Annotated in this window: 17 protein-coding genes; 8 read left to right on the forward strand and 9 right to left on the reverse strand. The window is 72.1% G+C overall.

Annotation, left to right across the window (positions count from 1 at the left end; all coding sequences use genetic code 11):
• Positions 1 to 23: 23 nt before the first annotated feature.
• Both D1369_RS02715 and D1369_RS42785 read right to left on the reverse strand, forming a co-directional pair.
• A complete protein-coding gene (locus tag D1369_RS02715) occupies positions 24 to 425 on the reverse strand; it encodes a DUF3662 domain-containing protein (RefSeq protein ID WP_007386680.1) in 402 nt (133 codons plus the stop codon).
• A 39-nt stretch (positions 426 to 464) separates the two neighbouring features.
• Entirely contained in the window at positions 465 to 629 is a 165-nt protein-coding gene (locus D1369_RS42785; protein ID WP_162950994.1) for a hypothetical protein, read from the reverse strand.
• Between the two features lie 169 nt (positions 630 to 798).
• Here D1369_RS42785 and D1369_RS02720 point away from each other — a divergent pair, with 169 nt between their 5' ends.
• From D1369_RS02720 to D1369_RS02735, 4 genes are all read left to right on the forward strand, one after another.
• Positions 799 to 1,722: a MurR/RpiR family transcriptional regulator gene (locus D1369_RS02720; RefSeq protein ID WP_037902372.1), complete on the forward strand. Its 924-nt coding sequence runs from the start codon at positions 799 to 801 to the stop codon at positions 1,720 to 1,722.
• A gap of 365 nt (positions 1,723 to 2,087) precedes the next feature.
• On the forward strand, positions 2,088 to 2,468 hold the full coding sequence (locus D1369_RS02725) for a hypothetical protein (protein WP_007386677.1): 381 nt from the start codon (positions 2,088 to 2,090) through the stop codon (positions 2,466 to 2,468).
• A 50-nt stretch (positions 2,469 to 2,518) separates the two neighbouring features.
• Positions 2,519 to 3,085, forward strand: a complete 567-nt coding sequence (locus tag D1369_RS02730; protein WP_037904007.1) for an antibiotic biosynthesis monooxygenase — start codon at positions 2,519 to 2,521, stop codon at positions 3,083 to 3,085.
• A gap of 163 nt (positions 3,086 to 3,248) precedes the next feature.
• Positions 3,249 to 5,639 (forward strand): SpoIIE family protein phosphatase, encoded by a 2,391-nt coding sequence (locus tag D1369_RS02735; protein ID WP_118083108.1) that lies wholly within the window; start codon positions 3,249 to 3,251, stop codon positions 5,637 to 5,639.
• 34 nt (positions 5,640 to 5,673) lie between these two features.
• On the opposite strand, the gene D1369_RS02740 is transcribed toward D1369_RS02735, so the two are convergent.
• The 3 genes from D1369_RS02740 to D1369_RS02750 form a co-directional block, all read right to left on the reverse strand.
• Positions 5,674 to 6,165: a flavin reductase family protein gene (locus tag D1369_RS02740; RefSeq protein WP_118082226.1), complete on the reverse strand. Its 492-nt coding sequence runs from the start codon at positions 6,163 to 6,165 to the stop codon at positions 5,674 to 5,676.
• A gap of 9 nt (positions 6,166 to 6,174) precedes the next feature.
• Positions 6,175 to 6,849: a peptidoglycan-binding domain-containing protein gene (locus D1369_RS02745; RefSeq protein ID WP_118082227.1), complete on the reverse strand. Its 675-nt coding sequence runs from the start codon at positions 6,847 to 6,849 to the stop codon at positions 6,175 to 6,177.
• A gap of 112 nt (positions 6,850 to 6,961) precedes the next feature.
• Complete coding sequence (locus tag D1369_RS02750; RefSeq protein WP_037902370.1) at positions 6,962 to 7,795, reverse strand: hypothetical protein; 834 nt, start codon at positions 7,793 to 7,795, stop codon at positions 6,962 to 6,964.
• A gap of 155 nt (positions 7,796 to 7,950) precedes the next feature.
• Between D1369_RS02750 and D1369_RS02755 the strand changes: the two genes are divergently transcribed.
• The gene (locus D1369_RS02755) at positions 7,951 to 8,619 is read left to right on the forward strand and encodes a TetR family transcriptional regulator (protein ID WP_037904000.1); all 669 of its coding nucleotides are present in this window, start codon (positions 7,951 to 7,953) and stop codon (positions 8,617 to 8,619) included.
• Positions 8,620 to 8,803: 184 nt separating this feature from the next.
• Complete coding sequence (locus tag D1369_RS02760; RefSeq protein ID WP_007386670.1) at positions 8,804 to 9,217, forward strand: OB-fold domain-containing protein; 414 nt, start codon at positions 8,804 to 8,806, stop codon at positions 9,215 to 9,217.
• Between the two features lie 33 nt (positions 9,218 to 9,250).
• On the opposite strand, the gene D1369_RS02765 is transcribed toward D1369_RS02760, so the two are convergent.
• Positions 9,251 to 10,603, reverse strand: a complete 1,353-nt coding sequence (locus tag D1369_RS02765; protein ID WP_118082228.1) for a Gfo/Idh/MocA family oxidoreductase — start codon at positions 10,601 to 10,603, stop codon at positions 9,251 to 9,253.
• 210 nt (positions 10,604 to 10,813) lie between these two features.
• On the opposite strand from D1369_RS02765, the gene D1369_RS02770 reads away from it, so the two are divergent.
• Positions 10,814 to 13,558: a hypothetical protein gene (locus D1369_RS02770; RefSeq protein WP_082319508.1), complete on the forward strand. Its 2,745-nt coding sequence runs from the start codon at positions 10,814 to 10,816 to the stop codon at positions 13,556 to 13,558.
• A 67-nt stretch (positions 13,559 to 13,625) separates the two neighbouring features.
• Here the strand turns inward: D1369_RS02770 and D1369_RS02775 are convergent, their stop codons facing one another.
• Positions 13,626 to 14,006 (reverse strand): PPOX class F420-dependent oxidoreductase, encoded by a 381-nt coding sequence (locus D1369_RS02775; RefSeq protein WP_007386667.1) that lies wholly within the window; start codon positions 14,004 to 14,006, stop codon positions 13,626 to 13,628.
• A 357-nt stretch (positions 14,007 to 14,363) separates the two neighbouring features.
• On the opposite strand from D1369_RS02775, the gene D1369_RS02780 reads away from it, so the two are divergent.
• Entirely contained in the window at positions 14,364 to 15,734 is a 1,371-nt protein-coding gene (locus tag D1369_RS02780) for a S1 family peptidase (protein WP_007386666.1), read from the forward strand.
• Between the two features lie 26 nt (positions 15,735 to 15,760).
• Here D1369_RS02780 and D1369_RS02785 read toward each other — a convergent pair whose 3' ends face one another.
• Positions 15,761 to 16,582, reverse strand: coding sequence for an EamA family transporter (locus tag D1369_RS02785; protein WP_118082229.1), 822 nt, complete (start codon positions 16,580 to 16,582; stop codon positions 15,761 to 15,763).
• A 54-nt stretch (positions 16,583 to 16,636) separates the two neighbouring features.
• Entirely contained in the window at positions 16,637 to 16,822 is a 186-nt protein-coding gene (locus tag D1369_RS02790) for a hypothetical protein (protein WP_007386663.1), read from the reverse strand.
• Between the last annotated feature and the right edge of the window lie 106 nt (positions 16,823 to 16,928).

Raw genomic sequence — 16,928 nt, forward strand, 5'->3', positions numbered from 1 at the left:
CGGCCCGCGTGACCCGCCTTCGCTCAGCGGACCGCCTGTTGGAACCCCTCGGCGCTCACATGCGGCATCGCCCCGCTCGTCACGCGGTAGCGGCCGTTGGGCACCTGGTCGGACCGGGAGATGTGCACGGTGAGCGGGCCCGCCCACTCGTAGCCCTGCTGTTCGCCGTGCCGGGCCAGGCTGTCCGTCAGCTCCTGGCCCACATCGCTGCCCCGGCGCACCAGTTCGTCGTACGCGAAGTCCGCGAGCTCGACGTCGTACGCGTTCGGGACCACGACCCTGCTCTCACTGCACACCACCACGTTGCTGTCGCACTCACGGCGCAGCGCGTCGAGGAGTTCGACCGGTTCCCGGCCCGCGACCCGCGCCCACAGCGTCTCCCACCCGTGCTCCATTGCCTGTTCCAGCGCGCTCAGCGCACCCATTGCGTCTCCCTGCCGAAAGCTGTGGTTTCCCCTGCGGTGTCATTCCTGGGCGAAGTCGTCGGGTTCCACCCGCGCTTCCTCGAACGCCTCGCGCAGGGTGCGTCCGCTGCCACCGGGGGCGGGGGCCTCGCTCTCCTCGTGGTGGTTGGCCACGAGGCCGTCGGTGGTGCCGGTCTTGCGCCGGTTCTCCTCGGGGACCGTCATTCGGGGCTGCTCCTCAGGTGTCGTCGAAGGTCTTGCCCAGCGGCGGGTTCCCGCTCGGGCGCGGCGTACCCGTCCCGATCGGCGGTCGCCGGACGCCTTCGTACAAGCGCTGGTCATCGAGGGGTGTGAGCTATGTTGACTCCCCGTGGCAGACAAAGGAGGCGCCCCGGTGTCATCGCCGCAGCAGGCACGCGCCCAGGCATCCGCGATCACCTCGGGCAGGACCGCACCGGAGGCGGAGGCCGCGCCGGCCTCCCAGCTCAGGACACTCTTCGACAGGCCCCGGCTCTCCCCCGGGCAGCGGCGCATCGCGCAGTACCTGATCGAGCACATCACCGAGGCGGCGTTCCTCTCCATCACCGATCTCGCGGATCGCGTGGGCGTGAGCCAGCCCTCGGTGACGCGGTTCGCCGCGGCCGTGGGCTTCAGCGGCTACCCCGCCCTGCGGGAGAAGCTCCAGGCCATCGCGCTCGGGACGCTCGCCGGCGGACCGGTCGCCGACGACGAGTCACGGGGCAACGAACTGCAGGCCGCGGTCGACGCGGAGATCGAGAACCTGGAGAACCTGCGCCGCGACTTCGCCGACCCCGACCGGGTGATCGAACTCGGCCGCAAGCTGTCCGAGTCGACCCCGCTGACCATCCTGGGCCTGCGCATCTCGGCGTCCCTGGCCGAGTACTTCGCCTACGCGGCACGCCGGATCCATCCCGACGTACGGCTGGTCACCCGCGGCGGCAGCGTCGCCTACGACGCCCTCCTCCAGTCACGCGAGGCGGGCGGCACCTGGGTGCTCGCGTTCTCGATGCCCCGGCACGCCCAGGAGACCCTCACCGCCCTGCGGGTCGCCCGCAGCGCCGGACTGAAGATCGCCCTCGTCACGGACCTGGCGCTCGGGCACGTGGCCGACGAGGCGGACGTGCTCTTCTCCACCGGCACGGGATCCCGGCTGGTCTTCGACTCCTACGCCGCGCCCGGTGTGATCGCCGCCGCCCTGCTCCAGGCCATGACCGACGCCGACCCCGAGCGCACTCAGGCGCGGCTGGAGGAGTACGAGCAGATCTCCGACCAGCACCAGTTCTTCCTCAGGGACTGATCCTCTCGCACCCCGGCCATACGGCTTCAGATCGGGGCCATCCGTAATAAATCGCGCATGAATGTTTTCATACTCCTTGCCAAGCGGACGGCATATATAAATACTTCTCACGGATCACCCCGGGACCGCTCCGGGACCGTCCGCACCCCTGTCCCCGTCACCCACCCCCACGCTGCCCGAGAGGGCTCCCTTTGCGGACATCCCGTGCCGTCGTCACCTACCCGCGTCGGCGCCCGGGGTGTTCGGTAGGGCCTCGCCTGCACGCGAGCCCATGGCGGCCCCGGTCATCCCCTAGGCCGGGGCCGCCCAAACCGTCGGACCACCCACACGACGCCGCACACCCGGAAGCGAACACCATGGCCCTGATGACGACCACGCGCACCACCACCCGTCCCGGCCCGGACTGGCCCTGCCAGGTCAAGACGCCCGGCAGCTACGACTGGGAGCGCTCGGCGACCAAGTGGCTGCGCGAGCTGGTGCCGGCGCGGTACGCGAGCTATCCGGCCCTGATGCGGCACACCGTGCTCCTCGCCCGGCATGCGCAGATCCAGGTCCAGCACGAGATCCGGGTCGCCCGCACCGCGCTGCAGACCGCCCGCGCGGACCTGCCCTCGCTCGGGCTGCCGGAGTCGGTCATCGAGCACACGATCAAGCTCTACGCGGCCGAGGTCCTCCAGCTCCAGCACATCGCCCGCAGCATCCGCGCGGTCACCCAGGCCCTGGTCGACCACCAGCACGGGCGCTGACCCGTCCCCCAGGGCATGACCCGCGCCGTGCGGGGGAATCCGTGGAGACCATGAGCACCACCGACGTACGGCACGGCGATCCGGTCACCACGGTCCTCACCTGGGAGGTGCGCCCCGGCCGGGAGCAGGAGTTCGAGCGCTGGACGCTCGGGATCACCCGCTGCGCCCGGCGGTTCCCTGGCAACGAGGGCGTCTCCTGGCTGCGCCCCGAGGACGGCCACCGCTTCCACGCGGTACTGCGCTGGTCCGACGCGCACCGGCTCACCGCCTGGCTGGAGTCGGACGAGCGGGCGGCCTGGCACGCGCGGATCGACGACATCGCCACGGAACTCGGCAGCGAACGGCAGTCGACGACCGGGCTCGAGACCTGGTTCAGTCTGCCCGGCACCACCGTGCGGCCCCCGGTCCGCTGGAAGATGGTGCTGACCACGTTCCTCGGCGCCTTCCCGTGCACCCTGCTCATCCAGTGGCTGGTGGCGCCCCACACCGCCGCCTGGCCCCTGCCGCTGCGGGCCGCGGTGTTCCCGGTCGTGCTGCTGCCGGTGCTCACGTATCTGGTGATGCCCCTGCTGAGCCGGTTGCTGCGACGGTGGCTCTACCCGCCGCCCGACCACTGACCCGCCCCTGGCCGGAGGGCACGGCCGGTCTCGTCAACCGCCGGTGTCACCGGTGTGTGGGATGCGTCTTCACCACAGCGGGATCGACACCTGGCGCATGTGCGATGCTCGACCCGTGACGAGCGAGTCGACCGGCCCTGCGCACGCCGGCACCGCCCCCGACATGGCCACGCTGGCCAAGGTCGTGGCCAGACAGCGTGCCGAAATGGACCGATTGCGGGACCAGACCGCCACCTCGGCGGTGATGGAGCGTGCCAAGGGCGCCATCATGGCGCTGACCGGGTGCACTCCGGACGCGGCCGGCGAGGAGCTGCTGCAGCGCGCCAAGACCGGCAGCCGGACACTGCTGGAGGAGTGCTGGATCACCCTCGGCTCCCTGCCCCCGCTCGGCACCACGACAGAACCCCGCGTCGGCGACGACGCTCCCGGCGCGAACCTGTCCGCCATTCCCGCGCCGACCGGCCCTCGATCCGTCCGGCCCGACACCGCCGGTCCCGCCGATCAGGACACCTGTGACCTGGACGACGGCTCCACCGCGCTCGGCCGCCTCGGCAAGGCCCTCGTCCACGTGGTCACCCCGCGGGACCTGGCCGGCTGCCTCCTGGAGGAGCTCAGGACGGACGTCGACGCCGACGCACTCCTGCTCTTCCGTTCGCTGCAGGCCGGAGGACTCGAACTGATCGGCCATGCCGGCATCGACGCCACGCTGGCCGCCCAGTGGGCGCGGGTTCCCCCGCTGAGCGGCATCGCAGCGCTCGAAGCGCTCCGGGCTCGGGAGCCCCGCTGGCTGGAGGACTTCACGACGGACCGGGATCGGCACCTGCTGATAGGGAACCCGCCCGAGCGCTGGCTGTCCCGCGCCTGGCTGCCGGTGCCGACCGGCGACGACGCCGAGGTCTGCATCGGCATCCTGCGCGCGCGGAGCGGGCCGTTCTCCTCGCAGGACCGACAGCTCCTGCAGGCGGTCGTCCGGCTGTGCGCGGGCTGGCTGCGGTCCTTCGGCGCCCGGTCGGAGCACAGCACCGCCGCAGCGGCCGCCGCCGCCCAGCCCGTGTTCGACTCGCTGCCCGGCTCGGCGGTGCTGCTCACGCCGCTGCGCGGCCCCTCCGGAGAGGTCGAGGACTACCGCATCGACGCCGCCACCGAGCAGGCCGTCGACGTCGTGGGCCGCACCGGCAGGCAGCTGCTCGGCCGGCGCATCCTGGAGTGCTTCCCGAGCTTGGCGGACGGCCCGGTGTGGCACGGCTGTCTGCGCGCGCTGACCACCGGCGAGCCGTTCGAGAGCGAGCCGTTCGCCTACCAGGAAGTCGTGGACGGCGCCGCCGCACTGGCCACCTACACCCTGCACGCGGCCCGGCTCGGCGGCGCCCTGGTCGTCACCTGGGTCCGCCACGACTCCTCCGACCGGCAGGAACAGCGCCTGGCGGACGTGCAGCGGCTGGGAAATCTGGGCTGGGCCAACTGGAACCTGGTCACCGGCGAGGGCAGCTGGTCCTCCCAGACCTTCCTCGTCATGCACCGGGACCCCGTGCTCGGACCCGTCCGGCTGGCCGGCCTCCCGGGGCTCGCGCTGCCCGAGGACGCCCCGGTGCTGGCCCAGGCCGTGCGGGAACTCGTGCGCTCGGGGCGCCAGTTCGACGTGCCCTTCCGGATCCGGGCCGGGGACGAGGTCCGCCATCTGCGGATGGTCGCCGAAGTGGTGACGGACACCGCGAACGAACCCGTGGAGGTGCACGGCTTCGTCCAGGACCTCACCGCGCAGCGCAGCGCCGAACTCGCCCTCGTCGAGAGCGAGCAGGAGATCGTGACGCAGCACGGGGTGCTGCACGCCGAGCGCACCCTGGCCGCCCGCCTCCAGCACGCGCTGCTGCCGCTGCCCACCCGGCCGGTCCGCCTGGCCGGCCTGCGGGTCGAAGTGGCCTATCTGCCCGCCCATTCGGGGATCCACGTCAGCGGCGACTGGTTCAGCGCCATCGAACTGCCCGACGGCGACGCCCTGTTCGTGGTCGGGGACGTCGCCGGGCACGGCATCGACGCCGTGGCCACGATGGCGCAACTGCGCTTCACCGCCAAGGGCATGGTCATCACGGGCTCGTCGCTGACCGGGGCGCTCGCCCGTCTCAACACCCTGCTGCTGCACTCGCGCGACTCCCACGGCACCGCGACCATGGTCCTGGCCCGCTACGACCCCGGCGAGCGCTGCCTGGTGTGGGCCCAGGCCGGCCATCCGCCACCGCTGCTGGTGCGCGGTGGACAGGTGCGCTATCTGGACCGCCCGCTCGGCATGCTGCTGGGGGCGTGCTCCGATCCGGACTTCCAGGAGGCGCGCTGCGCGCTGGAGCCGGGTGACCGCGTCCTGTTCTACACCGACGGCCTGGTCGAGCGGCCCTCCGAGGGCCTCGACCTCGGTCTGGACCGGCTCGCCGCGGCCGTCGCCGCCCACCACACGGACGAGCCCGGCTCCCTGGCCCCGGTGCTGGCCTCGGTGCTGGAGGGCGAGCGGCGCGACGACGTCTGCGTGGTGGACATCCGGGTGCCCTCCGGGCCGGAGTGAGCCGCGGGGGCATCCGCAGTACGAGCGTCCCGGCTCAGTCCGCCGGGTGGCCGGGCGAGATGGAGGTCGCGTCCGACAGCCGCAGCAGCTTCGCGCCCCCGGTGTCCTCGCGCCCGCCCCACGTCTCCGGTTCCAGGACGAACCCCACGTGGTCACCGCCCTCGACGCGCTGCACGACCCTGCCTACGAACCAGGCCGAGGCCTCGTCCAGTACGACGGCCCCGCCGGCCTCCTCCCGCCAGGGGACCCGGACGAACTTGTCCGTACGGTCCCCCGTCTCCCCGCCGAACAGCTCGGCGAGGCCACGCTGTTCGCGGGTGAGCAGATGGACGGCGAGGCGGGGCGCGGTACGGGCCACCCGGTAGGTGCGGTTGGCCTTCGACAGCCACACCGCATACCGCACGGGCTCGATCGAACACTGCGAGGAGAATCCGACGAGACAGCCCGCGCGGTCGCCGTCCGCAGCGGCGGTCACGACACACATGTCGGGGTCGAGCCGGTCGATGAACGCGTCCATGCCTGCCATCCTCCCCGATCAGCCGCCCGTGCGGGACTCCAGGTCACGCCGTGTGTCGTCGCCGTACACGCCGTCCTCGTCGCCGCGGATGCCGTACCAGAGCTGGAAGCGGGCCACCGCTGCGGTCAGGGTCGTGTCGTAGGTGCCGTCGGTGGAGCCGTTGTCGTACACGTTCGGGATGTGGCGCAGGCGTTCCTGGAGGTCGCTCACCTCGGGGCCGCTGTCTCCCTGGCGGAGGGTGCCGGACCCGTCGGGGTCGGTGGCGCCGGAGGCCGTCGGGGTGGTTGTGGGGGCCGCCGACCCGGACGCGGACGCGGTCGGCCGCGGGGCCGCCGCGGCGGGGCTCTCTCCGCGTCCGGCGAGCAGGAGCGCGCAGCCGAAGCCGATCACCGCGGCCGCGGTCACGGCCATCGCGATCGCCGTACGGCGCAGTCCCGGCACCCGTCCGCGAGGGATGTCGCGGGAGCGCCGAGAGCGGTCGTGGTCGTCCCTGACGGGTGGCAGTTCCTGGGTCGACTCCTCGGCTCCCGACGGCGGGCCGGGCAGCGCGAAGGACTCGTATCCGACGGGCGCCCGGGGCGGCATGTCCTTCATCAGCTCCGCGAGCGCGTCGGTGCGGCGCGGACGCAGCACCCTGATGGGTTCGAGGGGCGTCCGGTCCGGCGACGCCCCTCGGTCGGACGGTGTCGGCATCCTGGTCTCCTTCCGTCCCGCGCACACGGGTCTGAGCCGGTCCCCGGTGAGTGATACGGCGCCAGGAGCCCGGGAGTTCAGTGCTCGTGCTCGGTCCTTCGGGGTCTGGTGTTCATCGGGAAGCAGCAGCGAGAAACCGGTGCAGGGATGCCTTCATCGCCCCGACGAAGTCGTCCCTGCCCTCGTCGTCCAGGGCGTCCAGGGAGAGATACGGATTGAGGTCCTCCAGCTCGACCAGCAGAAGTCCGCCGTCCGGGGCCCGGCAGGCGTCCACCCGCTGGATGCCGTGACCGAGGGCGTTCCAGTCGATGAAGCGCCGGGCGAACTCCAGGTCGTCGGGGGTGGGCCGGTACGGCTCCAGGGCCCAGCGCCGGTCGGCGTGCGGGGCGTGCAGGGCGTACTGGAAGTGGTGGTCGACGAAGTAGAAGGAGACCTCGTAGGCGAAGTCCACGCGCGGCTGGACGAGGACCTGTCCGTCGATGTGGCCGCGCACCTCGTCGGCGGACACGATCCGCAGGCCGATGGAGTCGGCGCCGAGCCGGGGCTTGACGACGTACCGGTCCGTCGCGGGCAGCCGGTGCAGGTCCTCGGCCCGGTCGACGGTCGGTATGACGGGGTAGCCCGCGGCCGTGAGGTCGAGCAGGTACTGCTTGCCCGCCATGTCGGCCTTGCCGGACAGGGGGTTGTACACGCGCGTGCCGTCGCGCAGCGCTTTCTCGCGGAACGCGTCGTAGGCCTCCTGGTACGCCAGGACCGGCCCGCTGTTGCGGATGACGACGGCGTCGAAGCGGTCCGCCAGGGCGGCGGTGTCCCGGGGATGGCACAGGGCGAGGTCGAAGTCCTCCCTGAGGCGCGAGGTGAGAAGGATGTCCTCGTCGCAGTAGCGGCGCCCGCGGGCCTGGTAGGCGAGGTCGGTGACGTACAGGAGGGTGGAGCGGGGGGACATGGGGACTCCTCGGCGGGCGGGTGGCGATCGTATGCGGGGAAGAGCCACCGGACAACGCGGAGGAACAGCACTCAGTTCCCTCACATGACTGCACCCAGTGCCATATCGGCGGTTCAGGTGCTACGTTCGCGACCATGAGCTCCACCAAGCCCGCCATGCGGGACGCGCTGGTCGCGGCCGCCTTCCAGTTGTTCCTGGAAAGGGGTTACGAGCAGACCACCGTCGACGACATCGTCACGCTCGCCGGGGTCGGACGCCGCTCGTTCTTCCGGTACTTCCCGTCCAAGGAGGACGTGGTCTTCCCCGACCACGAGCGGTGCCTGGCCGACATGACGGCCTTCCTGGCCGCGAGCGACCCCGGGTGCGACCCGCTGGAGCGGGTCTGCGAGGCGGTACGGCTGGTGCTGCGCATGTACACCGAGAACCCGACCTTCTCGGTGCAGCGCTACCGTCTCACCAAGCAGGTGCCGGGCCTGCGCGCCTACGAGCTGTCCGTGGTGTGGCGCTACGAGCGCTCCTTCGCCGAGTACCTGCGCGGGCGTCTGAAGGGGCTGCACGACGGGACGCTGCGGGCCGACGTGATCGCCGCCGCCGTGGCCGCGGCCCACAACAACGCCCTGCGCTCCTGGCTGCGCTCGGACGGACAGGGCGACGCCGAGGAGGCGGTGGAGCACGCGCTCGGCTATGTCCAGGCCGCCTTCGGGGCGGCCGGAGCCCCGGCCGCCGACGCACCGCCCGAGGACGTGGTGGTGATCGTCTCCCGGCGCGGCGCCCCGCTGTGGCGCGTGGTCCAGGAGATCGAGTCCACGCTCGACGGGGACTGAAGCCGCGCCGGCCGGACGGAGCAGCCATCGGCAGCCCGCCCAAAATGAGGGTACGCAGTACCTTTACGGCTGACACTCAGTGCCATACGCTGACGGTGTGCGCGGTGGCACGAGGAGCCGCGCACGTCCGTGCACGGTTACCCGAGCACGTGGGATTCCGGCCGAGCGCAGGGAGTTGACCAGCGTGTACCACCACTCAGGAAGCATTGCTCGTCAGGCAGTCGGCTCCGGGACGGGCGTCCTCGAGCCCGCCGCCCCGGCCACGGACGTGATCCTCTTCCAGCGGTGCACCTGGTGCGGCACCGCGATGTACCACCGGCTGCTGTGTCCGGTCTGCCAGGGCGGTGACCTGCGCACGGAGCGCAGCGAGGGCGTGGGCACGGTCCGCCACTCCACGGTGGTCCACCGCAACACCCCCGCCGCCCGCAATGTGTCGCTGATCGAGCTGGCCGAGGGATTCGTCGTCCGGGGCCGGGTCATGGGCCCGCCCGCCGCGATCCACAGCGGTGACCGGGTGCGGATGTCGACGGCCAAGGACCCGGTCCGCGGCGAGCCGGTCTTCCAGTTGCTCGACGAGCCGTATCGCGCCTGGAGCTGACGCACCATCAACTCCTGGTGATTGCACGGGGTCTCACCACGCCCCGGGGATCAGATCCCGCACCCGCACCGGCTGCCCCGTCTCGAAGCACCGGTTGGCGGCGATCCCCACACCCAGCGCCAGGGCGCCGTCCCGTTCGGTGGCCGTCGGATGCCCCGCCGCACCGACGTCCTCGCTCACGGGCCCCACACCGGGATCCACGGGCCCGAAGAGCGCGTCGAGCATGCGCGGGTCTCCCCCGCCGTGCGCCTCGTGGTCGGTGACGAGCGGCACATCGACCGGGGGCTGCCACAGCGGGCGCAGGGTCAGCCGAGCACCGCCCGCGTGGTCGGCCGCGGTGTCCCCGTGCAGCGCGCCGCTCGCCGAGGTGATCCTGGTCCGGGGCGCCTGCCAGCGGCTCTCCTCGACCTCCAGTTCCAGTCGGCCCGCGCTGCCGTTGAACATGACCCGGTAGCCCTCCCACGGGGAGTAGGCGGTGAGGTGGTACGTCATCGTCGCGCCCCGGGCGTGGCGGACCACGAGTGCCATGTCGTCCTCGATGGTGACGGGCCCGTCGAAGACGTTGCGGTCGCGCAGGTATCCGTCGTCCCGCTCCGCGTCCAGATACAGGGCGCGCAGGGTGTCGTCGGACGCCAGGTCGAGCGCGAAGGGGTCGTCGGCGGCCTGGCCCGCCCCGTGGGCCCGGGTGTAGTCGCGGCGCAGGCCATGGCGTTCGCCCGCCGCAGGGCCGTAGAAGCCGAGCCGTCCGTAGCCGAAGACCTCCTGCGGCTCGTCGGCGAGCCACCAGTTGACCAGGTCGAAGTGGTGGCTCGCCTTGTGGACCATCAGGCCGCCGCTGTGCCGTTTCTCGCGGTGCCAGCGGCGGAAGTAGTCGGCTCCGTGCCGGGTGTCGAGGAGCCATTCGAAGTGCACGGAGAGGATCTCGCCGATCGCCCCGTCGGCGAGCAGGGCTCGGACTTTCTCGTGCACGGGGTTGAAGCGGTAGTTGAAGGCGACGGTGAGGGAGTTGCCGGTGGCCCTGACCGTGTCCAGGATGCGGGCGCAGCGGTCGGCGTCCACGGTCATCGGCTTCTCGGTGACCACGCGGCAGCCTGCCTGGAGGGCGGGAACGATGTAGCGGTCGTGTTCGGCGTCGACGGTGGTGACCACGACCTCGTCGATGTCCTCCTCGGCGAGCAGCCGGGCGAAGTGTTCGGGTTCCCCCTGGGCGGCGGCGGGTTCGCCGGCCTCGGCGAGCAGCCGGTTGTGGAAGGCCATACGGGTGGGACTGGGATCGCACAGGGCGGCGACACGGTGGCCGGGGCGTGCGGCGAGGGCCCGGGTGAACAGCTGGGCGCGGTGGCCGGTGCCGACGACGGCCGCGCGGAGGTGGGGAGTTCGACTCATGGGAAGCGCTTCCCCCGACCGGTGATCCGCTAGTCCCCGCGCCCTGTCTGGCTTGATCGCATCGCTCGCCCGCGCACCACGGATCCGCACAGACAACCCACAGACGCCCCTCCCCCGTCCTACGTGACGCGAGAGGCGCCCGGGACCGACGGGACGTCTGCGCACGGGGTTTTGAGGAGAGAACCATTGAACCCTGCCCGGCGAATAAGTGTGACCGCCGTGGCGGTGCTGGCGGCCCTGGCGGGCTCGCCCGGACTGGCACAGGCTCAACAGCCTTCCCAGACAAGACTGTTGAGTACTACGGACGACAACAAACTTCCGCCGGGATGGCGGATCGACGGGGACCACGGCTCGCGTGAGCTGGTCTGGCGCGCGCCGAAGCCCGTGCCCGTGGGGGACGCGCGCGTCGAGTTCCGCACGGGCGACCGGCTGCTCGGTGCACCGAAGCCGGGGAAGGACGGGCGGACCTTCCGGCTCGCTCTCGACGAAGCCGGATCCACCGCACTGACCGACCTGCAAGTCACCGCCGCGGGACGCCGGTTGGACGTGGCGGCCGACCAGCCGCGCGAGTCCGACCCGCAGGGGGTGCGGCTCCCCCCGCAGGCACCGGCGAACGGCGTCGATCCCGGGAAGCCCGGCTCGTACCGCACGGTCAGCGGCTCGTACGACCTCGCCCCCGTGCGTCTGCCGGGGTTCGCGACCCCGGTCGAGATGCGTGCCCAGGTGGTGGCGCCGAAGGGTGCCACTGGCAGCCGGCCGCTCGCGCTGTTCCTGCACGGCCGCCACTCCACCTGCTACAAGCCGGGCAGCGAGGACGACACGACCATCGACTGGCCCTGCGCGGACGGCTACAAGCCGATCCCCAGCGACAAGGGCTATCTGCGTGACCAGAAACTCCTGGCCTCCCAGGGCTATGTGACCGTGTCGATCTCGGCCAACGGCATCAACGCCCAGGACTGGCAGGCCGAGGACGCCGGCGCGCAGGCGCGCTCCTCGCTGGTACGGCAGCATCTCGCCCACTGGGCCGACTGGGCCGCCCACCGCTCCACCGCCCCGGCCGTCGTACGCCAGGCGCCGAAGACCGACCTGTCCCGGGTCCTGCTCGTCGGCCACTCGCGCGGCGGCGAGGGCGTCAACCGGGCCGCCATGGACAGCCTCTACCCGCCACCCGCGGCCGAGGACGGTTACCGGGGGCCGGTGCGCTGGAAGGTACGCGCGACCGTGCTGATCGGACCGACGATCTTCGGCCAGAATCCGGTCGCCGACGTGCCGTCCGTGACCCTGCTGCCGGGCTGCGACGGCGATGTCTCCGACCTTCAGGGCGAGGACTTCGTCGACGGCACCCGCGGTGTCAGCCGGGGCACCGCGCTGCACAGCGCGGTCTACGTGGTCGGCGCCAACCACAACTACTTCAACAGCGAGTGGACTCCGGGCGAGGCCGAGGCCCCGGCCCAGGACGACTTCGGAACCGACCCGGAGCAGACCGACCCGGTGTGCACGCCGGGCGCCCCGACCCGGCTGACCGCCGCCCAGCAGCACAAGGCGGGTTCCACCTACATCGCCGCGGCGGCCCGGCTCTTCCTCGCCGGTGACGACCGGGTGCGTCCGCTGCTCGACGGTTCCGGCAGGCGGGCCTCGTCCGCCGACCCGGCCCGGGTGCTGACCCACGCGGTCGGCGGTCGCCGCAGCGGCGGCTTCCTGCCGGACTCCGGTGCCAAGGTGACCGGTGCCCGGCTGTGCTCGGCGATCGACCCGAACCCGGCCGTGGCCTGTCTGGACCCGGAGACCCCCGGCTCGTCCCCGCACTTCGCGTGGTGGGAGACGGAGAAGGAGACCGGCCGCAGCGCGGTGGACCTGAAGTGGTCCGCACCGGGCACGGCCGCACGCGTCACCCCCGCCAAGCCGCTCTCCCTGCACGGCTCCCAGAAGCTCGCGCTGCGGGTCTTCGTACCGCCGAACACGACCGGCACGAAGTTCGACGTGTCCGTCACCGACTCCGCGGGCCGTCGGGTGACGCTGGGCCGCGCCGAGGTGGCGGGCCTGCCGGGCTCCGCGAGGACCGCGTCCTACTGGGCTCAGGAGCTGCGGGTCCCGCTGACGGCGGCGACCCGGGCCGGGCTCGACCTCCGGCACGTCAAGTCCCTTGAACTGACACCCCGTTCGCGGTCCGGGCGAGCCTGGCTGATGGACGCCTGGGGCTGGGCGCCGGGCACTCCCGCGGTCACTGCGGCCGCGCTGCCCCGCGTCGACGTGGGCCGCACGATCGTCAAGGAGGGCGACTCGGGCACCCGCACCTACCGCATCCCGGTGAAGATCTCGGGGCACGGCAGCGGCCAGGTCCGGGTGTACGTCCTCGAACCGGACAGCGGCCGGGCCCAGAGCAAGCTGGTGACGGTACGGCCCGGCAGCCACGCAATCGACGTTCCGGTCGAGGTGAAGGGCGACACGAATTACGGTGAGGACGTGGAGCACGACATCGCGGTCAAGGCCGTGCACCACTCCGTCATCGGCAAGCACCGGGGCGGGGTCACCGTCGAGAACGACGACCCCGCGCCGGTGGTCACCCTGTCGCCGGTCGCGGACCGGGTGACCGAGGGAGAGACGCTGACCTGGCGGCTGTCCATCGACGCACCCGTGACGGTGGACCTCTGGGAGCCGGTGCGGGTACTTCCGGTCACCGAGGGCACCGAGCTGTCCACCAAGGACGTGGACCCGCAGTGGCTCAAGGACTGGTCCGGTGACGTGCCCGACCCGGAGCGGCCGCTGTCCGACGCGAACCTGTGGGTGTGGCTGAACATCCCCCCGGGGAGCACCAGCGTGGACTTCATCGTGCCGACGCTGCAGGACCAGGTGGCCGAGCCGACCGAGTCGGTGCGCCTCGCCCAGACCGACCGCAACGCCGAGCCGCTGCCGGACCGGCCGGCGCTGACGGGGACGGTGCTCGACCGGCCGTGAGCACGCTGCCGTGCGGCAGCTCGCGCTGACCTTCTGAGCGGGGCCCGGTCGGACCGGGCCCCGTTCGTCACAAGGTCACGCGGATTCCGACCGTCCCGTCCGCCCCCCGGCGCAGCCTGCTGCCGAGGAGCGTGAGCCGGCCGAGGATGCCGTACTTCCGGGCCAGGAGCTGCCGGTAGCGGGCGGTGGTCGCCGCGTCACAGATCTCCGCCGTGGCCGGGATCTGGTCGCCGGTCGGGTTGCCCCGCACGTCGCAGGGGCCGACGAGGACGTCCGCGCGGGCCCGGATCCGCTTCACCTTCCAGGCGTCGGCGGCCGACCACACGCCGAGCGCGTCCCCGTCGCGGACCACCCAGACGGGGGTGGCGACCGGTGTGCCGTTCTTCCGGAAGCTGGTGAGCAGCAGGTACTTGCCGTTACCGAGCCGCTCCAGCGGCGTGTCGTCCATGACGGAAGTCTAGGCAAACATGTTCGATCGGCGCAGGTGCGGTGCGGCTCGCGGGGCGTGGAGCACGGGGTGGGGACGTCGGCGCCCGTTCGGCTCATGTGGATGCGTGAGGGCCGACCGCGCCCCGCCGACCGGAGCGCCCGGCCCGGGGCTCGCTGGAAGGGCGGCCGTATGCGGGGAGATCCGGCCAACGCCGTTCCACGCGTGGCTGGTTGAAGCGCCTCGGCAGGACCCCGCCGCACCGGATCACCCGCTGTCGTGAACGCGTCCGGCCCGGGGCGCGTATGCAAGGAGGGTGCTCAACGACCGGAGGGCCCCGCGGTGCAGACACCGCTTGTTCTGGTTCGGGAGCCATGCATGAGGCACGCACGACGACGGGTCGTCCGGCGAGTGACACGGCTGGCGGCAGTCGGCGGACTCCTCCTGGGAGGCGCGATGGTCACGCGGGCCGTCGCGAGCGAGCCTCCCGCGACCACCGCCGTGCCGCGCACCTACGCGATGGAGGCGGGGCGGACGGGGGAGGATCTGGTGTCGCGGCTCGGCAGCTCCCGTACCGCCGGCACCTGGATCGGCGCCGACGGGAAGCCGGTCGTCGCGGTCACTGACGAGCAGGCGGCCGCCGAGGTACGCGAGGCGGGTGCCAGGCCGAAGGTCGTCGGGCACAGCATGGACGAGCTCAAGTCGGCGGCGAGGACGCTGCGTTCCGCGCCCCGGGTGGCCGGGACCGCCTGGTCCATGGACTACCGGACCAACGAGGTGGTGGTGCAGGGCGACAGCACCGTCTCGGCGTCCGACTGGGCCGCGATGACGAAGGTCGCCCACGGCATCGGCGGCTTCGTCCGCATGGAGCGCACCGAGGGCAGCTTCACTCCCCGCCTGAACGGGGCGCAGCCGATCCTGTCGACCGGCGGACGCTGTTCGGCCGGCTTCAACGTGACCAACGGCCAGAGCGACTTCATCCTCACGGCCGGGCACTGCGGTCCCACCGGTTCGACCTGGTTCGCGGACACCGGGGGCACCAACCAGCTCGGCAAGACGGTCACCCAGAGCTTCCCCGGCAACGACTTCTCGCTGGTTCAGTACAACAACGGGAAGGCCGGCGACGGCGCCGGTGTCGTGTTCATCGGCAACGGCAAGGGCGTGCAGATCACCGGCGCGGGCGATCCGTCCATCGGGCAGCGGGTGTTCCGCAGCGGCAGCACCAGCGGGCTGCGCGACGGTCAGGTGACGGGGGTCAACTCGACGGTGAACTACCCGGAGGGCACGGTCACCGGGCTGATCGAGACCAATGTGTGTGCCGAGCCCGGGGACAGCGGCGGTCCGATGTTCTCCGAGGGGATCGCACTCGGCATCACCTCGGGCGGCAGCGGTGACTGCACCCAGGGCGGTACGACGTTCTTCCAGCCGGTGACGAAGGCGCTGACGGCACTCGGCATGCGGTTGATCGTGTCGAACCCGACGGCCGCCGCCGGCGGGGCCTCTCCCGCACCGTCGGCCACCTCCGCGCAGGGCTCGATCGCTCCCGGTGCCGCATCTCCCGGTTCCTCGGCCGCGGTGCAGGGGGCCCAGGGCACGCCCCTGCTGAGCCGGCTCACGGACACCCGGAACGTCGGGCCCGGTCTGCTGGTCCTCGGCGGGAGTCTGATCGCGCTGGTGGCGACGCGGTACATCCGCTCGGAACAGGACCGCAGGGCGTATCAGCGGTACTACGGAGCGACTTGGGGCTGAGCCCGGGCCTTCCGGCCTCGGGCTTCTCATCCCAGGCTGAGCAGGACCGTGGCGATCCCCGCCCCCAGGAGGCCCATCACCTGCCTGGGGCTCAGGCGCTCGTGCAGCAGGGCGAGTCCGAGGATCACGGGGAGGGCCGGGTAGAGGGAGGCCAGGACCACGGCGACGGCCAGCAACTGCCGCTGGGCGGCCAGCAGATAGAGGATGAGCGCGAGGGCTGCGCCCGCTCCGACGAGCACCGCCTGGACGGCGCGCACCGGCGGCAGGCGCAGGCGCCGGGGGTGTCGTGCCGCCATGGGCAGCAGCACGAGTACGGCGGCCACCCGTCCCGCGGCCACCGGCCACAGTCCGCTGGAGGCATCGGCCTGGGCGAGGGCGATGTACTGGAGCGCGATGCCGGCACTGGCCAGCAGCCCGTCGGGGACGCCCCCGCCGTCGTCCTTGCCGCCGCCGCAGACCATCCAGAGCGCGGGCACGGAGAGGACGATCCCCAGCCAGGCCACGGCGGTCGGCCGGTCGCCGAGCATCACTCCGCACACCACGGAGAGGGCGACCCCGGTGACGGCGCTCACAGGTACGACCACGCTCATCGCGCCGTGGCTGAGGCCGCGGTTGAGGAAGTGCATGGCGGCGCCGCTTCCGACTCCGGAGAGCGCGCCCCACAGGAGGTCGACGGGCCGTACGGGGCCGACGGGAAGGAGGAGCGCGGCGGCGGTCGCGAGCAGCAGGCCGCCGATCTGGCCGAGGAAGGTGACGGCGGCGAAGTGCGCGCGACGGGACAGCAGGCCACCGGTGAAGTCGACGATGCCGTAAAGGACCGCCGAGGTCAGTGCGAGGAGAGGGCCCATCCCGTCAGGGGTGCCCAGGGACGGGGCGGTGATGCCCCGCGGGGGTCCGCGGGGTCAGGCCGCCCGGACCGGCTGCGGAGCGGCGGCGGCCCACTCCAGGACGAGGCGCTGATATTCCTCGCGCTGCTCGCCGCTCAGTGTCCCGCCCGCCCGGCGCCACAGGGCCCGGATCTCCTCGTTGACCTCGTCGGCCGATCGATCGGTCACGGGTTCAACAGTGGTGGACATGGTGTGAAGCATACGGCCGTGGAAGTGAAGGCGCCGTGAGTAATCACACCAGAAACGGGCATATCGGACCGTGTCGCTGATCACGTCCATCTGTCAAGGCGCGAGATGTCAAGGGGCG

The sequence above is a fragment of the Streptomyces sp. CC0208 genome (assembly GCF_003443735.1).
GTDB lineage: Bacteria > Actinomycetota > Actinomycetes > Streptomycetales > Streptomycetaceae > Streptomyces > Streptomyces sviceus.

Bases quoted from the DNA above. Each gene is read 5' to 3' on its own strand.
- D1369_RS02715 (WP_007386680.1), bottom strand. From the start codon at position 425: ATGGGTGCGCTGAGCGCGCTGGAACAGGCAATGGAGCACGGGTGGGAG.
- D1369_RS42785 (WP_162950994.1), bottom strand. From the start codon at position 629: ATGACGGTCCCCGAGGAGAACCGGCGCAAGACCGGCACCACCGACGGC.
- D1369_RS02725 (WP_007386677.1), top strand. From the start codon at position 2,088: ATGACGACCACGCGCACCACCACCCGTCCCGGCCCGGACTGGCCCTGC.
- D1369_RS02730 (WP_037904007.1), top strand. From the start codon at position 2,519: ATGAGCACCACCGACGTACGGCACGGCGATCCGGTCACCACGGTCCTC.
- D1369_RS02735 (WP_118083108.1), top strand. From the start codon at position 3,249: ATGGCCACGCTGGCCAAGGTCGTGGCCAGACAGCGTGCCGAAATGGAC.
- D1369_RS02740 (WP_118082226.1), bottom strand. From the start codon at position 6,165: ATGGCAGGCATGGACGCGTTCATCGACCGGCTCGACCCCGACATGTGT.
- D1369_RS02745 (WP_118082227.1), bottom strand. From the start codon at position 6,849: ATGCCGACACCGTCCGACCGAGGGGCGTCGCCGGACCGGACGCCCCTC.
- D1369_RS02750 (WP_037902370.1), bottom strand. From the start codon at position 7,795: ATGTCCCCCCGCTCCACCCTCCTGTACGTCACCGACCTCGCCTACCAG.
- D1369_RS02755 (WP_037904000.1), top strand. From the start codon at position 7,951: ATGCGGGACGCGCTGGTCGCGGCCGCCTTCCAGTTGTTCCTGGAAAGG.
- D1369_RS02765 (WP_118082228.1), bottom strand. From the start codon at position 10,603: ATGAGTCGAACTCCCCACCTCCGCGCGGCCGTCGTCGGCACCGGCCAC.
- D1369_RS02775 (WP_007386667.1), bottom strand. From the start codon at position 14,006: ATGGACGACACGCCGCTGGAGCGGCTCGGTAACGGCAAGTACCTGCTG.
- D1369_RS02780 (WP_007386666.1), top strand. From the start codon at position 14,364: ATGAGGCACGCACGACGACGGGTCGTCCGGCGAGTGACACGGCTGGCG.
- D1369_RS02785 (WP_118082229.1), bottom strand. From the start codon at position 16,582: ATGGGCCCTCTCCTCGCACTGACCTCGGCGGTCCTTTACGGCATCGTC.
- D1369_RS02790 (WP_007386663.1), bottom strand. From the start codon at position 16,822: ATGCTTCACACCATGTCCACCACTGTTGAACCCGTGACCGATCGATCG.